General features: G+C 68.4%; 12 protein-coding genes. 1 reads left to right on the top strand and 11 read right to left on the bottom strand.

Annotation, left to right across the window (positions count from 1 at the left end; translation table 11 throughout):
* Positions 1-68: 68 nt before the first annotated feature.
* From EV216_RS02075 to EV216_RS02055, 5 genes are all read right to left on the bottom strand, one after another.
* Positions 69-587 carry a DUF3035 domain-containing protein gene (locus EV216_RS02075; RefSeq protein ID WP_132693391.1) on the bottom strand — a complete coding sequence of 173 codons (519 nt, stop codon included), beginning with the start codon at positions 585-587 and terminating at the stop codon, positions 69-71.
* 53 nt (positions 588-640) lie between these two features.
* Complete coding sequence (gene lspA, locus EV216_RS02070) at positions 641-1,111, bottom strand: signal peptidase II (RefSeq protein WP_132693390.1); 471 nt, start codon at positions 1,109-1,111, stop codon at positions 641-643.
* Between the two features lie 4 nt (positions 1,112-1,115).
* A complete protein-coding gene (purH, locus tag EV216_RS02065) occupies positions 1,116-2,705 on the bottom strand; it encodes a bifunctional phosphoribosylaminoimidazolecarboxamide formyltransferase/IMP cyclohydrolase (protein WP_132693389.1) in 1,590 nt (529 codons plus the stop codon).
* Positions 2,706-2,708: 3 nt separating this feature from the next.
* Complete coding sequence (locus EV216_RS02060) at positions 2,709-4,502, bottom strand: heparinase II/III family protein (protein ID WP_243641935.1); 1,794 nt, start codon at positions 4,500-4,502, stop codon at positions 2,709-2,711.
* Between the two features lie 82 nt (positions 4,503-4,584).
* Positions 4,585-5,865, bottom strand: a complete 1,281-nt coding sequence (locus EV216_RS02055; protein ID WP_132693388.1) for an RsmB/NOP family class I SAM-dependent RNA methyltransferase — start codon at positions 5,863-5,865, stop codon at positions 4,585-4,587.
* 73 nt (positions 5,866-5,938) lie between these two features.
* On the opposite strand from EV216_RS02055, the gene EV216_RS02050 reads away from it, so the two are divergent.
* Positions 5,939-6,118, top strand: a complete 180-nt coding sequence (locus EV216_RS02050) for a DUF1674 domain-containing protein (protein WP_132693387.1) — start codon at positions 5,939-5,941, stop codon at positions 6,116-6,118.
* A gap of 80 nt (positions 6,119-6,198) precedes the next feature.
* Here the strand turns inward: EV216_RS02050 and EV216_RS02045 are convergent, their stop codons facing one another.
* From EV216_RS02045 to glgB, 6 genes are all read right to left on the bottom strand, one after another.
* On the bottom strand, positions 6,199-6,561 hold the full coding sequence (locus tag EV216_RS02045; RefSeq protein WP_132693386.1) for a dihydrodipicolinate reductase: 363 nt from the start codon (positions 6,559-6,561) through the stop codon (positions 6,199-6,201).
* A gap of 142 nt (positions 6,562-6,703) precedes the next feature.
* Positions 6,704-8,938 carry a 4-alpha-glucanotransferase gene (locus EV216_RS02040; protein WP_165899113.1) on the bottom strand — a complete coding sequence of 745 codons (2,235 nt, stop codon included), beginning with the start codon at positions 8,936-8,938 and terminating at the stop codon, positions 6,704-6,706.
* Positions 8,935-11,022 (bottom strand): glycogen debranching protein GlgX, encoded by a 2,088-nt coding sequence (gene glgX / locus EV216_RS02035; RefSeq protein WP_132693385.1) that lies wholly within the window; start codon positions 11,020-11,022, stop codon positions 8,935-8,937. The genes EV216_RS02040 and glgX overlap by 4 nt, the downstream gene beginning before the upstream one ends.
* Entirely contained in the window at positions 11,019-12,446 is a 1,428-nt protein-coding gene (gene glgA, locus EV216_RS02030; protein WP_132693384.1) for a glycogen synthase GlgA, read from the bottom strand. Before glgA ends, glgX begins: the two co-directional genes overlap by 4 nt.
* Positions 12,443-13,708 carry a glucose-1-phosphate adenylyltransferase gene (gene glgC / locus EV216_RS02025; RefSeq protein ID WP_424511163.1) on the bottom strand — a complete coding sequence of 422 codons (1,266 nt, stop codon included), beginning with the start codon at positions 13,706-13,708 and terminating at the stop codon, positions 12,443-12,445. The genes glgA and glgC overlap by 4 nt, the downstream gene beginning before the upstream one ends.
* Before the next feature lie 21 nt (positions 13,709-13,729).
* The gene (glgB, locus tag EV216_RS02020; protein ID WP_132693383.1) at positions 13,730-15,931 is read right to left on the bottom strand and encodes a 1,4-alpha-glucan branching protein GlgB; all 2,202 of its coding nucleotides are present in this window, start codon (positions 15,929-15,931) and stop codon (positions 13,730-13,732) included.
* Between the last annotated feature and the right edge of the window lie 9 nt (positions 15,932-15,940).

Genomic DNA, 15,940 nt, shown 5'->3' with positions numbered 1-15,940 from the left:
AAAGGTTCCGGTCAAGCTACGCGGAGCGCCGACATTTTCAAGCAGGCGGCACGCAGTTGTGACACGCGCTAGCGCGTCACGCCTTCGGGCGGGGCGCCGACGTTTCGCGCACCTGCGGCCCGCCAGCGTTCCAGTTCGGCATGCTGGTCGAGCGATTGCTTGCGGTAGGCCTTGTAATAGACGTTGACGTTGAACACCCGCTCCAGAAGGCGGCCGTCATTCTGACGGCGATATTCCAGATCCTCGGCGGCCAGCGTCTGGCGGATCGTGGGGCTGACGCCATATCGCGTGACATGGGCCATCAACCCGCTGTCGGCGGGCGTGGCCCGCGCGGCGTTGCCGCCAAGCGCGGCGATCGCGTCGGCCTCGGGCGTGGGATCGGTGCGCGACGGCCCGCCCGGGGTCGGCGGCGGCAACTGGGCGAAGTCCTGCGGCATTTCCAGCGGCTTGCCGGGCAGGATCGCGAACTCGTCCGGGCCACGGTTCGACGTGCGCAGGTTCATCAGTTCAGGCGTCTTGTCACGGCTGCACGCGGCCAGCATCGTGGCCATCAGCACCCCAAGAACCATGATGCGCGCGGATCGCATACGCCTTTCCCTCCGTCCGGTCCCGCCCTCTTTAGCGCAAGGCTCGGGCGACGTCACGGGGTCTTGTCGCGGCCGGTAAAGACCACAAGTCCCAGCGCCCCTGCGAAGATCGCGATATCGGCGACGTTGAACGCATAGGGGTTGTCGATACCGCAGCAGGACATGTTCAGGAAATCCGCGACCGCCCCATAGACCAGCCGGTCCACCACATTTCCCAGCGCGCCGCCCACCAGCAACCCGCCCGAGACCAGCGCGACGGGCCGCTGCGGCCCCCGCGCCAGCCAGAATGTCACCCCGGCCGAGATCGCCAGTGCCACCGCGATCAGCAGCCACCGGCCAAGTTCGGCGTCATTCGACAAAAGGCCGAAATTCATCCCGCGATTCCACGCCATGCGCAGGTTCAGATAGGGCGGGAAAACGTCGATCCGCAGCCGTTCGGCCAGGCCCAGAACGTGCACGACATGGAACTTGGTCGCCTGGTCCAGCACGAAGACCAGCGCCGTGATGATCGCAAGCAATCGCATCGCGTCAGTGCAGGAAGTGGCGCATGCCGGTAAAGACCATCGCCAGCCCCGCCTCGTCCGCGGCCGCGATCACCTCGTCGTCGCGCATCGACCCGCCGGGCTGGATCACCGCCGTTGCCCCCGCCTCGGCCGCCGTCAGAAGACCGTCCGGGAAGGGGAAGAACGCATCCGACGCAACAACCGATCCGCGCGTCAGCGGCGCCGCAAGCCCGAGCACCTCGGCCATGTCCTGCGCCTTGCGCGCGGCGATGCGGGTGCTGTCCACCCGGCTCATCTGGCCAGCGCCGACGCCCACCGTCGCGCCGTCCCTGACATAGACGATGGCGTTCGACTTCACATGCTTGGCGACCGTCCAGGCGAACAGCATGTCGGCGATCTCGGCCTCGGACGGCGGGCGTTTCGTCACCACCTTCAGATCCGCGCGGGAAAGCCGACCATTATCGCGGTCCTGCACCAGAAACCCGCCCGAAACCTGCCGGAACGCCAGCCCCGGCGCGGCCGGGTTCGCAAGCCCCCCGGTGGTCAGCAGGCGCAGGTTCTTCTTGGCGGCAAAGATCTCCTTGGCCGCATCGTCGGCGGCAGGCGCGATCACGACCTCGGTGAAGATCTCGCAGATCGCCTGCGCGGTCACCACATCAAGGCGGCTGTTCAGCGCCACGATCCCGCCAAAGGCCGAGGTCCGGTCGCAGTCGAAGGCGCGGCGATAGGCGTCTTCCAGCGTCGCGCCACGGGCCACGCCGCAGGGGTTGGCATGCTTGATGATCGCGCAGGCCGGGCCGTCGGCGGGCAGGAACTCGCTGACCAGTTCGAACGCGGCATCGGTGTCGTTGATGTTGTTGTAGCTCAACTCCTTGCCCTGCCACTGGGTCGCGGTGGCAACGCCCGGCCGGTCAGAGCCGTCGACATAGAAGGCCGCCCGCTGGTGCGGGTTCTCGCCATAGCGCAGCGTCTGGGCCAGCGTCCCGGCAAAGGCACGCCGCCGCGGCGCGGTCTCGCCCAGCGCGCCCGCCATCCAGTTGGACACGGCCGCATCATAGGCCGCCGTCCGCGCATAGGCCCGCTGCGCCAGCGCCTGCCGGAAGGCCAGCGTGGTCGCACCGCCCTGCGCCTCAAGCTCGGCCAGCAGCGGGGCGTAATCCTCGGTATCCACGACCACGTTGACAAAGGCGTGGTTCTTTGCCGCCGCCCGGATCATCGCCGGGCCGCCGATGTCGATATTCTCGATGCATTCGGCATAATCGCCGCCCGCGGCCACGGTTTCCTCGAACGGGTAGAGGTTGACCACCAGAAGGTCGATCGCGCCGATCCCGTGGCTTTCCATCGCGGCGACATGGGCGGGGTTGTCGCGCAGCGCCAGAAGCCCGCCATGCACCATCGGGTGCAGGGTCTTGACCCGGCCATCCATCATCTCGGGAAAGCCGGTCACGTCGGCAACGTCGATCACCCCCAACCCCGCCTCGCGCAGGCTGCGCGCGGTGCCGCCGGTGGACAGCAGTTCCACCCCCCGCGCGGCCAGCGCCCGGCCAAGTTCGACAAGGCCCGCCTTGTCGGAAACGGAAATCAGCGCGCGGCGCAGGGGCACCAGATCGGTCATGGTCTATCCTTCGTGGTCAGGTCGGTCCCGCCGCGCCCATGGCAGCACCCAGTCCTGCTCTGCCTCGTCCTCTTGCCCGAGGTCGCGCGGAGCGGGCGCGGTGCTGCCGTCCTGGGCCTTGGCCAGGGTCCATGTGATGAGGCTCGCATAATCCATCACGCGGGCAGAGAGAACGATTTGTTTCGTCGCGCGCGGCCCCGCGCGGCCCTTTTCCAGATAGACGCTGGGCACAAGCTGCAACTCGGCCGCCCCGTCATGGCGGAACACCCAGATCTCGCCGCTTTTCGGGGCCAGCGACACCGCCGCGCCGCCCATGTCGATCTCGACATCGACATCAGGATGGATATGGAAGCGGATGTCGAACGCGATGCCCTCGCCGCCGCTGCGGCCTATCATTCGGTCGAAGGCCGCGCGCTCGGCATCGGTAAAGGCCGCAAGCGTGTCCTCGCCCGACAGCGCCCGCCCGTCATAGGCCAGCATGAGCTGGCGCACATGGGTCAGCCCGTGGGTCGGACCATAGCCATCATGCCAGGCGGTCAGGTTGTGCACCGTGGTCCCGCTTTCGGCGCGGAACTCGACGGTCCTGGGAATCTCGGCCAGCGGTGCAGGGCTGCCGCCCCGGGTCCCCGGCGCAAGGCGTGAGGACGAAAAGCCCCGCACCGCAAGCGTCGAATGCGAGGCCGTCGCCCGCCCGGCCCGGCGCCACTCGGCCCCCAGATCGGCGCCCGAGCCGCAATTGACGATGACCGGCCGACGGCCCGAGGTCAGTTCGAAACCCAGCGTCGAGGCATGCGCCCCTGCCGTGACGGGCGGTGGGGCGGCGTCCACGATCACCGTGGTCCGTCCCGCGGACAGCCGTGCATAGCCCATCGCCAGCCCGCGCACCGGGCGCGGCTTGACGCCTGCCTCGGCCAGCGCCTGGTCAAGCCGTCCCTCGGCCCCGCGCCCGCCGCCATGAAACCGCGCCAGCCCGCCATCGGCATGGCGCAGCGCCCGAAGCGTCGGCGCAATGCGGGCGATCGCACCGCGATGGCCGGGCAGAGGTTCGCGCCCGGCAGCGGTCAGCGCGGCCCCGGCCCAGGTCAACAGCGTAAAGACCTTAAGCAATTCCTCGGGATTGCGCGAGGCAAGCCCCCCGCCCTCGCCGATCTCGCGGTCACATTCCCGTTCCAGCGCCTTCAGCGCGAGGGCCAGATGGCTTTCCATCCCCTTCAGCGAAAGCCCGGCATAGACCAGCCCCGTCAGCGCCTCGAACCGCGGCAGGCCGGGATCGGCGCTTTTCCAGCGGCGGGCAAGGAACCGCGTCTGCTGGGCAAGCGACCGGAACACGGCCCCCGACCGGGCCGGGTCCAGACCGTTCAGCAGCATCAGCGCGTGGTGCAGCCACCGGATCAGCCGCCGCCCGGCCAGGTCGGGCGCCCAGCCCGGACCCCGTCCACGACCGAACCGGTCGATCCAGGCAAGCGTCCAGTCCTGCGCCCGCCTGCGTGCCGTCCCGTCGCCCGCGGCGGCCAGATCGTCGAGCCAGGCAAAGCCATGCACAGCCTCGGCAAAGCGCGCCGACGGCATGGCAATATCCCAGATCGGGGTGTCGGGCGCCTCGACCAGACCGCCCGCGAACAGGAACGTGCCCGCGCAAAGTTGCCGCCCGCGCGCGAAACTGCCGATCGAGCGCGGCTCGGGTTGCAGCGCGATGCCCGCCGCCGCACGCGACAGCGAACACAGCCGCGCCTGAAGGCGGTTCATCGTCTCGCCGCGCCGCCGGGGCGGGGGGTCGCTTTTCAGGGCGTCTGCCATCGGTTGGGGTCTGCTCTTGGGCCTTGGGCCTGCGGCGGGACAATACCGGCGGGCGCCTGCGCTGTCATCGGCGAAAACCCTCTCAGCCGATCCGGACAAGACAGGCGATATAGAACCCGTCCATCCCGCCGCGCTCGGCCCAGAAATCGGGACGCAATCGCAGCGCGCCATGGGCGGTGCGCCAATGCGGCTCGATCCAGGGCGCCTCGGGCGGGCGGGCCGCAATCCCGGGGTGACGCGCCAGCGCGGCCTCGATCTGCACCTCGCCTTCCTCGGGCAGAAGCGAGCAGGTGCAGAAGACCAGCCGCCCCCCGGGTGCAAGCATGGAAAGCGCCCGGTCGATCATCTGCGCCTGCATCGCGAACAGCGGCTTGATCGTGGCGGCATCCTTGGCAAAGGGCAGGTCGGGATGGCGGCGGATCGTGCCGGTGGCCGAACAGGGCGCATCCAGCAGGATCGCCTGGGCGGGGGCGGGCGGGGTCCAGTCCAGCAGGTCGGCGGTCACAAGCTCGGCCGTCAGCCCGGTGCGCTCCAGGTTCTCGGCCACCCGCGCCATCCGCGCCGCGGAAACGTCCACCGCCGTCACCTGTGCGCCTGCGGCAGCCAGTTGCAGCGTCTTGCCCCCCGGCGCGGCGCACAGGTCGAGAACCCGCTCGCCAAGGCGCGGAGCGAGGATCTTCGCGGGCAGCGCCGCGGCGGCATCCTGCACCCACCACGCGCCGGTTGCGTAGCCGGGCAGGGCCGAAACCTGCCCCGGTGTCGCCAACCGCACCGACCCGGTGGGCAGCGCGACAGCCCCCATGAGCCCGGCCAGCGCGGCCGCATCGCCATCCTTCGGCGTCAGATCGAGCGGCGCGCCTGCGGCATGCGCCGCCTCGATCCCGGTGACGGCCGCCCGTCCCCAGGCGCTGTCCAGACGACCGCGCAGCCAGCCGGGCAGGCGTTGCGGCGGCTGCGCCTGCCATTCGGCGGGCGGCGTGTCGGCCACATTGCGCAGCACCGCATTGACCAGCCCCGCCATCGCCTGCGTGCGCTGCCCAGAGCGGGCCAGCGTCACGGCCGCGTTGACCGCACCATGGGGGGCGGCGCCCTCCTCCAGAATCTCGACCGTGGCCAGACGCAGGATGTGGCGCAGCGCAGGGGGCGGAGGCTTTCGCAGATGCGGCTTAAGCACCCGGTCCGCCCGTTCCAGATGGCGCAGCGTGGCCATCGCAAGCCGCTGCGCCCGCGCCCGGTCGCCGGGGCCAAGCGCGCCCAGAAGCCCGTCGGGCGCGACCAGTTCGGCCATCGTGCGGCGTTCGTCCAACACCCCCGCCAGAAGCCGCAAGGCCGCGGATCGTGCGTTTTCTCCGGTCTCGCCCATCGCCTCGGCCCTGCTTGTTCACTACCCGGGCCGGGGTATATCAAGGGGCACGACCCGGCAAGGAGACCATGCGATGACCGAGACATCCTGCAAGGACCTGCCACCCGCGGCGATCCGCGCGCTGCAGGAGGCCGAAGCGCGGCGCAAGGCGGCGCAGGCACCGGACCTGCCGCCCGAGCTAGGCGGCCGGGACGGACCCGAACCGGTGCGTTATGGCGACTGGGAGAAGAAGGGCATCGCGGTCGATTTCTGACCGCGCCGACCGCGAGCAGAGCGCCCCGCCAACCAGTTCGGGCAGGCGGGGCCGCGGTGCCGGGTGCGCCTTTGGCGCAACTATTCGATCCTCAGATCAGCATGCTCGCCCGTGCCCTTGTCGGCGACGAATCGCACGGTGCGGCCATTCACCAGAACGAGCTGGCAATTCGGGCCAAGGTCACGCGTTCCGAACTTGAGGTCGCGGCAGAAATACCTGCCATCCCAACGCCAGGCCCCGGTGACGCGCTGGCCAAAGGCCTGACCGCGGATTTCACCGCCGGGCGTCACTGCGAGGTTTATTCCAAGACGTTTGAGGCTTTTGCCGTCCACGAGGCTGACGAATCCCGAGCGGCTTTCGACCGCGCGGAACCCCTCGGCAGAGGCAGGTGCGGCAGCCGTAATCGCTAGGGCTGCGGCGGCGAGCAAGGTTGCGCATTTCATCGCGTCTCTCCGGTGTCGTTCTGACTGGCTCGGTGCCAGCACTGTTACGCAGAACTATTGCCAACGGATGAATCGTCGAGCACGGCCTTGCCGACCGCGCGGCAGGCGCACCGGTCCGGTTTTCGGAACACAAGGATCCGGATCAGAACTTTTTCGGCTTGGTGGTCGTCTTCTTGCGGGCAGGCTTGGCGCGAGCGGGCGTCTCGGTCTCGGTCGCGCCCTGCAATTCCTCGATCGCCCGGAACCAATGTTCCTCTTCCTTGCCCTCTGGCCGTCCCTCCCGGTTCCAGATGTGATAGGCGGCCTCCTGGATTCGGTCGTCTTCGGGTTTTCCCTTTGCCATGGCATTTCCTCCGCTCGTGACCTGCGACGTGCCTTGTCCGGGCAGGCGCAGCGACCCGTCCGCAGATGCTGTTACGGGAATCGTAACGGTTGCATGACAGGCATTCGGTGAAGGATCCGCGCCTGTATTCAAAGCCCCGCTCGGCAGCCCCCCGGCACCCTGCCGCCCCGATCGGCGCATCGCTGCCGCGGCGCGCGAAAGCATGGGCTCTTGCGCAAGCCTTGCTGACCCCGGTCCGATCCGGCGGCGCCAGTTCGGATGGGTTTCGACGGTGCCGGGCAGGTTCGCCTGATCGGTCCGGCCCAGCAGGTCCTCGATCTGAAGCGCGACCAGACGGGCGGGGGTTGCGCCGAGATAGCCATGCAGCGCCTCGACATCCTCACCCCCCGCGCGCCGGGCCAGATCGGCGACCGCGTCTGCCCGGCAACGGCGCAGTTCGGCCAAACTCCCGGGCGCGACATGGCCAAGCCGGGCGTGCCAATCGATATCCAAACCCTGCCGCCAGCCCGCGAATGGGGGAAGGTCATGGGTGCCGAAACTGGCCATGACCGCCTCGGGCCAGGTTTCGGGATGCGGCTCGAACATCGCAAGACGGCAGCCGAGGATGCCCGACGCGGCCAGATCGGCGCGCAAGCCCTCGGGGACCACGCCCAGATCCTCGCCGACGATCACCGCGCCCGCCCGCGCCGCCTCGATCCGGGCGACGGCCAGCAGGGCGGGTTTGGGCATGGCGACATAGGCGCCGGGTCCGTCGCCGGGCACCCAGAAGGCGCGCTCGAAGCCCAGGATATGGTCGATCCGCAAGAGCCCGGCAAAGCGCAACTGCGCGCGCAGGATCTCGGCCAGCGGGCGGAAACCGCGGGCGGCCAGCGCCTGCGGGATCATCGGCGCCAACGACCAGTTCTGGCCCTGCGGCGCAAAAGGATCGGGCGGTGCGCCCAGCGTGGCGCCGCGGGCGAACAGCCCCGGATCGGCCCATGTCTCGGCCCCCGCCGGATGCGTGCCGACCGCCAGATCTAGGTAAAGCCCATGCGCCATCCCCGCATCCCGGGCCGCTGCGCGGATATCGCCAAGCTGGCGTTCCGCGCGGAATTGCAGCCAGGCGTGAAAGGCGATGGCGTCCAGGTTCTCGGCGGCAAAGGCGCGGACCTCGGGGGTATCGGGCGCGCGATACGCTTCGGGCCAGTCGGACCAGTAGGGGCCGAAGCGGTCCGACAGGGCCTGATGCAGGGCGAACCGGTCGAGATCCGCCCCCTCGGCCGCGCGAAACCCTGCCTTTGCCGCCCTTTCGCCGGGGCCGATCGCGGCAAAAGCAGCGCGCAGGCAGGTCAGCCGTGCGGCAATGGCGGGCGCGTAATCCACCAGCGCCCCGCCTGACATTCGAACCTCGCCCGGACAGGCCAGATGCGCGGTGCTGAACCGCCGTCGGCTGGAGGGCGAATAGGGGCTGATCGCCTGCGGATCGCCCGGAAAGCCCGCATGGATCGGGTTGATACCCACGAAACCCGCGCCCAGCGCCCCGATCCCGGCGACGACCGCGCAAAGATCGGCGTAATCCCCCAGCCCGCCGGTCTCTGCATCCCGCAGACCATAGAGCGGCACCGTCACCCCCCAACCACGCGGCGGCAGCGGCAGGCGGGGCGGCGCGGATAACAGCGTCGTGCGGTGGCCCGCGATGGTCAGATCATGCAGACCCGGCGGCAGGGGCGGCAGCGACAGGGCCTCCTGTGCCCGGCCCGCGTAGCAGGTGCCGTCCTCAAGCGACAGTTGCCACGCCCCGGCGTGGCGCGGGTGCAGGACAGGCGCGGTCCCGGCCTCGACCACGATCCAGTCGGGCAGCGGCCGGGCGGCATCGGTGGCGTCCAGCGCGGCAAGCGTCCGGGCCGCCTCGGCCTCGGACGCGGCGGCAAGCCCCATCGCGGCTAGCAGCGCCTGCGCGGTCTCGGGCCCGGTGTCATGCGTCGCCCCTGCAAGATCGACATAGCGCGGCAGGATGCCCGCCCGCGCCGCCAGCGCCGCCAATGCGGGGCTCAAGACGCGGGCTCCAGCACCAGCACGGCCACGGCCTCGGCGGGCATGGCAAGCGCCCCGGCGACGGGGGCGGGCGCAAGATCGGGGCGCGAGCTGTCCAGATGCAGGCTCCAGCGCTGACCGCGTGGCGCCTCGGGCACAGTCACCGCGACGGCGCCGCCTGCGTTCAGCACGGCGAAGATCGCGTGTTCCTGCGCGGCATATTCGGGCGTTCCGGCCGCGGTGCGCAGCTCGACCGCGATCAGCCGCAACTCCGGATCCTCCCAATCCGCGCGGGTCATCGGCGCACCATCGGCGCGGCGCCAGAACAGATCTTCGATCCCGTCGATGGCGCGTTCGCGGGAATGCAGGAACAGCTTCTGGCGCAGGATCGGATGCGCCTTGCGAAAGGCGATCATCCGGGCGGTAAAGCGCAGGAATGCGTGATCGGCCCCGTGCCAGTCGAGCCATGAAATCGCGTTGTCCTGGCAATAGGCGTTGTTGTTGCCCTGCTGGGTGTGGCCCAGCTCGTCGCCCGCCAGGATCATCGGCGTGCCCTGCGCCAGCAGCAGCGTCGCCATCATGTTGCGCCGCCGCTGCGCCCGTGCCGCAAGGATCGCGGGATCGTCGGTCGCCCCCTCGACGCCGAGATTGTCCGAGTAATTCGCCGAATGGCCGTCGCGCCCCTCCTCGCCATTGGCAAGGTTGTGGCGGGTGGCATAGCTGACCACATCGGCCAGCGTGAAGCCGTCATGGGCGGTTATCATGTTGACCGACGAGGTGGCAGGCCGCCCCGAGTGATCGAACTGCGCGGCCGACCCCGTAAGCCGCCCGGCCAGATCCGGCGCCCGCCCCGGATCGCCCCGCCAGAAGCTGCGCACGCCGTCGCGGAACCCGTCATTCCATTCCAGGAACGGCGCCGGAAAGCCGCCCAGCCGGTAGCCGCCAGGGCCGATATCCCAGGGCTCAGCGATCAGCTTGACGCGGGACAGGACCGGATCCTGCCGGATCGCCTGAAAGATCGCCGCACGCGCATCGAACCCGTCCGGCCCCCGGCCCAGCGCCGCCGCAAGGTCAAACCGGAAGCCGTCGACATGCATCACCTCGACCCAGTAGCGCAAACTGTCCATCACCATCCGCAGCACCATCGGATGGTCGATGTTCAGCGTGTTGCCGCAGCCCGTGTCGTCGATGTAACGGCGCCGATCCTCGGCCAGACGGTAATAGCTGGCATTGTCGATACCGCGAAAGGCAAGGGTCGGGCCAAGCGCGTTGCCCTCGCAGGTGTGGTTGTAGACGACATCCAGGATCACCTCGATCCCGGCGGCATGCAGGCGGGCGACCATGCGCTGGAACTCGGCGATATCGCCGCTTTCCATGTAGCGCGGCTCGGGCGCGAAATAGCCCAGCGTCTGGTAGCCCCAGTAGTTCCGCAGCCCCTTTTCCACCAGGAAGCGGTCGTTCAGGAAGGCATGCACGGGCAACAGTTCGACCGCCGTGATCCCGAGGCGCGCGTAATGGTCCAGCATCTGGTCAGAGGCCAGCGCGCGGAACTTGCCCGGCGCGTGAACGCGGGGATGGCGCATGGTCAGGCCGCGGACATGGGCCTCGTAGATCACCGTTTCGGTCAACGGGGTGCGGGGCGGGGCATCCGCGCCCCAGTCGAAACTGTCGGCCACCACGATGGAGCGCGGCATGTAGGGCGCACTGTCGCGCTTGTCAAAGCTCAGATCGGAACGCGGGGCGCCGACCTCGTAGCCCATCAGCGCGTCGTTCCAGATCGGATGCCCCGACAGCCGCCGCGCATAGGGGTCGATCAGCAGCTTGTAGGGATTGAAGCGGTGCCCCTGGTCGGGTCGATAGGGGCCGTGGACGCGATAGCCGTAATGCTGGCCCGGCATCAGCCCGACGATATGGCCGTGCCAGACATGGTGCGTGCATTCCGGCAGGTCGATATTGGCGATCTCGTTGCGGCCGTTCTCGTCGAAAATGCACAGCGTGACGCGGCTGGCATGTTCCGAGAACAGCGCGAAATTGACGCCCTCGCCATCGAAATGGGCGCCGAGCGGGTCCGGGCAGCCGGCGGTGATCGTCGTGGGCAGCGTCATCGGGGGGGCGCGATCTCCCGGTAAAGCGCGGCATAGGCGGCGGCCGACACTCCCCAGCCGACCGGCGCGCGCATGCCGTTGCGCTGGATCTTCTGGAAGGTCGCGGGATCGGCATGAAGATCGCACAGCCGGTCCAGCGCGGTGGCCAGCGCCCCGGCCGTGACAGGGGCGAACTGCACGCCCGTCGCAACGCCCGCCGCCAGCGCCGCGGGGTTGGCGTCGATCACCGTATCGGCCAGCCCCCCGGTGCGCGCGACAACCGGCACGGTGCCATAGCGCAACCCGTAAAGCTGCGTCAGCCCGCAGGGTTCAAAGCGCGAGGGCACAAGGATCGCATCGCCCCCCGCGATCATCCGGTGCGACAGCGCCTCGTCATAGCCGATGCGCACGGCGACGCCCGGAAGCGCCTCGGCCGCGTCGTGCCATGCCGTCTCGAGCACCGGATCGCCCGAGCCCAGCAGCGCCAGCCGCCCGCCCCGCGCGATCAGTCGCGGCAGCGCCTCCAGAAGCAGGTCCAGCCCCTTCTGTTCGCTCAGACGGGAAACGACGACGCAAAGCGGGCCATCGCCCTCGGGCAGGCCCATTTCCCCGATCAGCGCGGCGCGGGCCTTTGCCTTGCCGCGCGGGGCCTTGTAGGGCGAGACATGGGGGTCGGTGGCGGGGTTCCACATGGCCTCGTCGATGCCGTTCAGGATGCCCGACACATCCGCCCCGCGCGCACGGATCACGCCGTCAAGCCCCGCGCCGAAATCCGGGCCGGCCAGTTCGCGGGCATAGGTGGGGCTGACGGTCGTCACCTTCCAGCCATAGACCAGCCCCGCCTTCAGAGCCGAGATCTGGCCGTAGAATTCCATTCCATCGGGCTGAAACGCCCAGCCGGGCAAGGCAAGCGCGGCCAGCCGGTCAGGCGGGATCAACCCGCGAAAGGCCATGTTGTGCACCGTCATCACGCTGGGCAGATCGATCCCGCGCGCCTTGAGATAAATCGGCGCCAGCCCCGCCTGCCAGTCGTGGCAATGGACCAGATCGGGCCGCCACTCGCCCGCACCCTCGGCCCCGATCCGCGCGGCCATCCACGAGAGCGCGGCAAAGCGCATGTCGTTGTCGGGCCAGTCCTGCCCGGCCTCGTCCAGATAGGGGCCGCCGGGGCGGTCATAGAGATGCGGCGCGTCGAGGACGAACAGCGACAGCCCCGCCGTCGTCCCCTGCAACAGGCGTACCGGCCCGCCGAACAGGTCATCGGCCTGCCAGACGGGTTCGGCCTTGGGCAGCGCGGCCAGCACGGGCCGATAGCCCGGCAGCAGCACCCGCATCTCGACCCTCTCGGCCGCCAGCGCCGCAGGCAGCGCGCCGACCACATCGGCCAGCCCGCCGGTCTTGACCAGCGGCACGCATTCCGAGGCGACGGACAGGACCCGGATCATGCGGCAGCGGCCCTGCGGTCCAGCATCGGCTGGGTGATCAGCGTCACGCCCCCCTCGGTCACCCGGAACCAGCGCGCGTCCTCGTCCGGATCCTCGCCGACGATCAACCCGTTGGGGATGACCACGCCGCGGTCGATCACGACATTCTTCAGCCGCGCATGTCGGCCCACGACGACATAGGGCAGCACGACCGCGTGATCGAGCACCGAGTAGGAATTGGTATGCACCATCGTGAACAGAAGCGAGTTGCGCACCTCGGTCCCCGAGATGACGCAGCCCCCCGAGACCATCGACGACACCGCCGTACCGCGCCGGTCTTCCTCGTCATGGACGAATTTCGCGGGCGGCACGCTTTCGGAATAGGTCCAGATCGGCCAGTTGCGGTCCCACAGGTTCAGTTCGGGCGTGAAATCGGTCAGGTCGATATTCGACTTCCAGAACGCATCCACCGTGCCCACGTCGCGCCAATAGGCATTGGCCTCGGGATGATCGCGCACGCAGGATTCGGCGAAGCGATGCGCCATCGCCTTGCCGGTCTTCACGATCTGGGGGATCAGGTCCTTGCCGAAATCATGGCTGGAATTCGTATCCTCGGCATCGCGGATCAGAAGATCGCGCAGGAATTTCCAGTCGAAGACATAGATCCCCATCGAGGCCAGGCAGGTCGTCGGATCGCCCGGCAGCGTGGGCGGATCGGCGGGTTTCTCGACAAAGGCGGTGATCCGGTCGGTCGCATCCACCTGCATCACGCCGAAGGCGCTGGCCTCGGATTTCGGCACGGTCAGGCAGCCCACGGTCACATCCGCCCCTCTGGCGACATGCTGGCGCAGCATGATCTCGTAATCCATCTTGTAGACGTGATCGCCCGCCAGGATCAGAACGTAATCAACACCATAGCTGTCCACGATGTCGATGTTCTGGGTTACGGCATCGGCAGTGCCCAGATACCAGGTATGTTCGTCGACCCGCTGGCTGGCGGGCAGGATGTCGAGATATTCGTTCCGCTCGGCCCGGAAGAAGTTCCAGCCGCGCTGGCAATGGCGGATCAGGGAATGGGCCTTGTATTGCGTCGCCACGGCCATCTTGCGGATGCCGGAATTCAGCGCGTTGGACAGCGCAAAGTCGATGATGCGCGTCTTGCCGCCGAAATAGACGGCCGGTTTCGCGCGGTTGTCGGTCAGTTCCATCAACCGGCTGCCGCGCCCGCCCGCCAGAACAAAGGCCATCGTCCGGCTGGACAATCGGCTGTAGCGCATCTCCATCGTCAAATCCCCCCTCGTCAATCACACCCCGTCCGGCATCAGATAGAGCACGCTCAGCGGCGGCAGCGTCAATTCCGCCGAGGCGGGCAGCCCGTGATGCGGCCGGTCAAGCGCAAGAACGCCGCCAAGATTGCCGCGATTGCCGCCACCATAGGCAGACGCATCGGTATTCAGCACTTCGCGCCACCGCCCTGCCTGCGGCAGACCCAGCCTGACGCCTGTCCGCTCGACCGGGGTCAGGTTGCAGATAACCGCCACGGGCGGATCGCCGGGGGCGCCAAGGCGCAGCCAGGCATAGACCGAGATCTCGGCCGCATTCGCCTCGATCCAGCGGAACCCCTCGGCCTCGCAATCCTTGAGATGCAGCGCGGGCGTGGCGCGGTAAAGCGCGTTCAGGTCCCGCACCAGCCGTTGCACGCCCGCATGCCATTCCGCGCCCAGAACACCCCAATCCAGTTGCCCGGCATGGTTCCATTCCGCCCGCTGGGCGAATTCCTGCCCCATGAACAGCAGCTTCTTGCCCGGATGCCCCCACATGAAACCGTAATAGGCCCGCAGGTTGGCGAATTTCTCCCAATCGGTGCCGGGCATCTTCGACAGCATGCTGCCCTTGCCATGCACCACCTCGTCATGGCTGATCGGCAGGACGAAATTCTCGGAGAACGCGTAAAGCAGGCCGAAGGTCAGTTGGTGATGGTGATATTTCCGATGCACCGGCGCGCGCCCGAAATAGTCGAGCGTGTCGTTCATCCAGCCCATGTTCCACTTGTAGCCGAAGCCCAGCCCCCCGGCATCCACCGGCTGCGACACCCCGGGAAAGGAGGTGCTTTCCTCGGCCACGGTCAGGATGCCCGGCACCTCGCCATAGGCGAGGCTGTTCATCCGTTGCAGCATGGCGATGGCTTCAAGGTTCTCGCGCCCGTCATGGATGTTCGGGATCCATTCGCCGTCCTTGCGGGAATAATCGCGATACAGCATCGAGGCCACGGCATCCACGCGCAGCCCGTCGACGTGAAATTCCTCAAGCCAGTAGAGCGCGTTGGAGAACAGGAAATTGGCGACCTCTACACGGCCGAAATTGTAGATCAGCGTCTGCCAGTCGTGGTGGAACCCCTCGCGCGGGTCGGCATGTTCGTAAAGCGCGGTGCCGTCGAACCGGCCCAGCCCATGCGCATCGGTCGGGAAATGCGCGGGCACCCAGTCAAGGATCACGCCCAGCCCCTTGCGATGCGCCGCGTCGATCAGGTCGCGGAACTCGTGCGGGGGGCCGTGGCGGATGGTGGGCGCGAAAAGCCCGACCGGCTGGTAACCCCAGGAGCCGTCGAACGGGTGTTCGGACAGCGGCAGGAATTCCAGATGGGTAAAGCCCATGTCATGGGCGTAATCCACCAGTTCCTCGGCGGCCTCGCGATAGGAAAGCGGGCGGTTGCCCTCCTCGATCCTGCGCCGCCACGAGCCCAGATGCACCTCGTAAATCGAAATGGGGGCGGAACGGGCGTTGCGACCGGCGCGCCCCGCCATCCAGTCCCCGTCATGCCAGCCATAGCCAGCGATCTCGCGGACGACGCTGGCGGTGGCCGGCGGATGTTCGGAACCGAAGCCGACCGGGTCGGCCTTGAGCGGCAGGACCTGGCCCTCGGCCCCGAGGATCTCGTATTTGTAGACCTCGCCCTCGGCGATGCCGGGCAGGAAGATTTCCCACACCCCGGTCGCGCCACGGCGTCGCATCGGGTGGCGACGTCCGTCCCAGCCGTTGAACGGCCCCACGACCGACACCCGCCGGGCATTGGGCGCCCAGACCGCGAAATGCGTGCCCTCTGCGCCCTCACGCGTGCGGACATGGGCGCCCAGAACATGCCACAGCCGCCGGTGGGTGCCTTCGCCAAGCAGGAATTCGTCGATCTCTCCCAGAACGGGGCCAAAACGATAGGGGTCGTCGAATTCCCAGCTCTGACCCGCCCCGTCTGTCGCACGAAACCGGTAGGGGCCATTCTCCGGCACCACGCCGACGAACAGGTCGGGCGCCTCGGGATGACGCGCAAGCGGGTGGACGGCCTGCCCGATGCAGATCTCCAGCGAGGCGATGCCGGGATGAAATGCGGCCACGCAATCGCCATGCCGCCCCAGCACGGCAAAAGGGTCGTCATGGGTACCGGCCTGCAAGCGCCGCGCATCCTCGGGCGAGGGCAGAGGCGTGATATCGCTGGGCTCGGCGCGGGTCATGTCGGCAGC

The organism is Rhodovulum steppense, from assembly GCF_004339675.1.
Taxonomy (GTDB): domain Bacteria; phylum Pseudomonadota; class Alphaproteobacteria; order Rhodobacterales; family Rhodobacteraceae; genus Rhodovulum; species Rhodovulum steppense.
The sequence above is the reverse complement of the archived record's forward strand: the minus strand, read 5'-3'. Positions and strand labels throughout refer to the sequence as shown.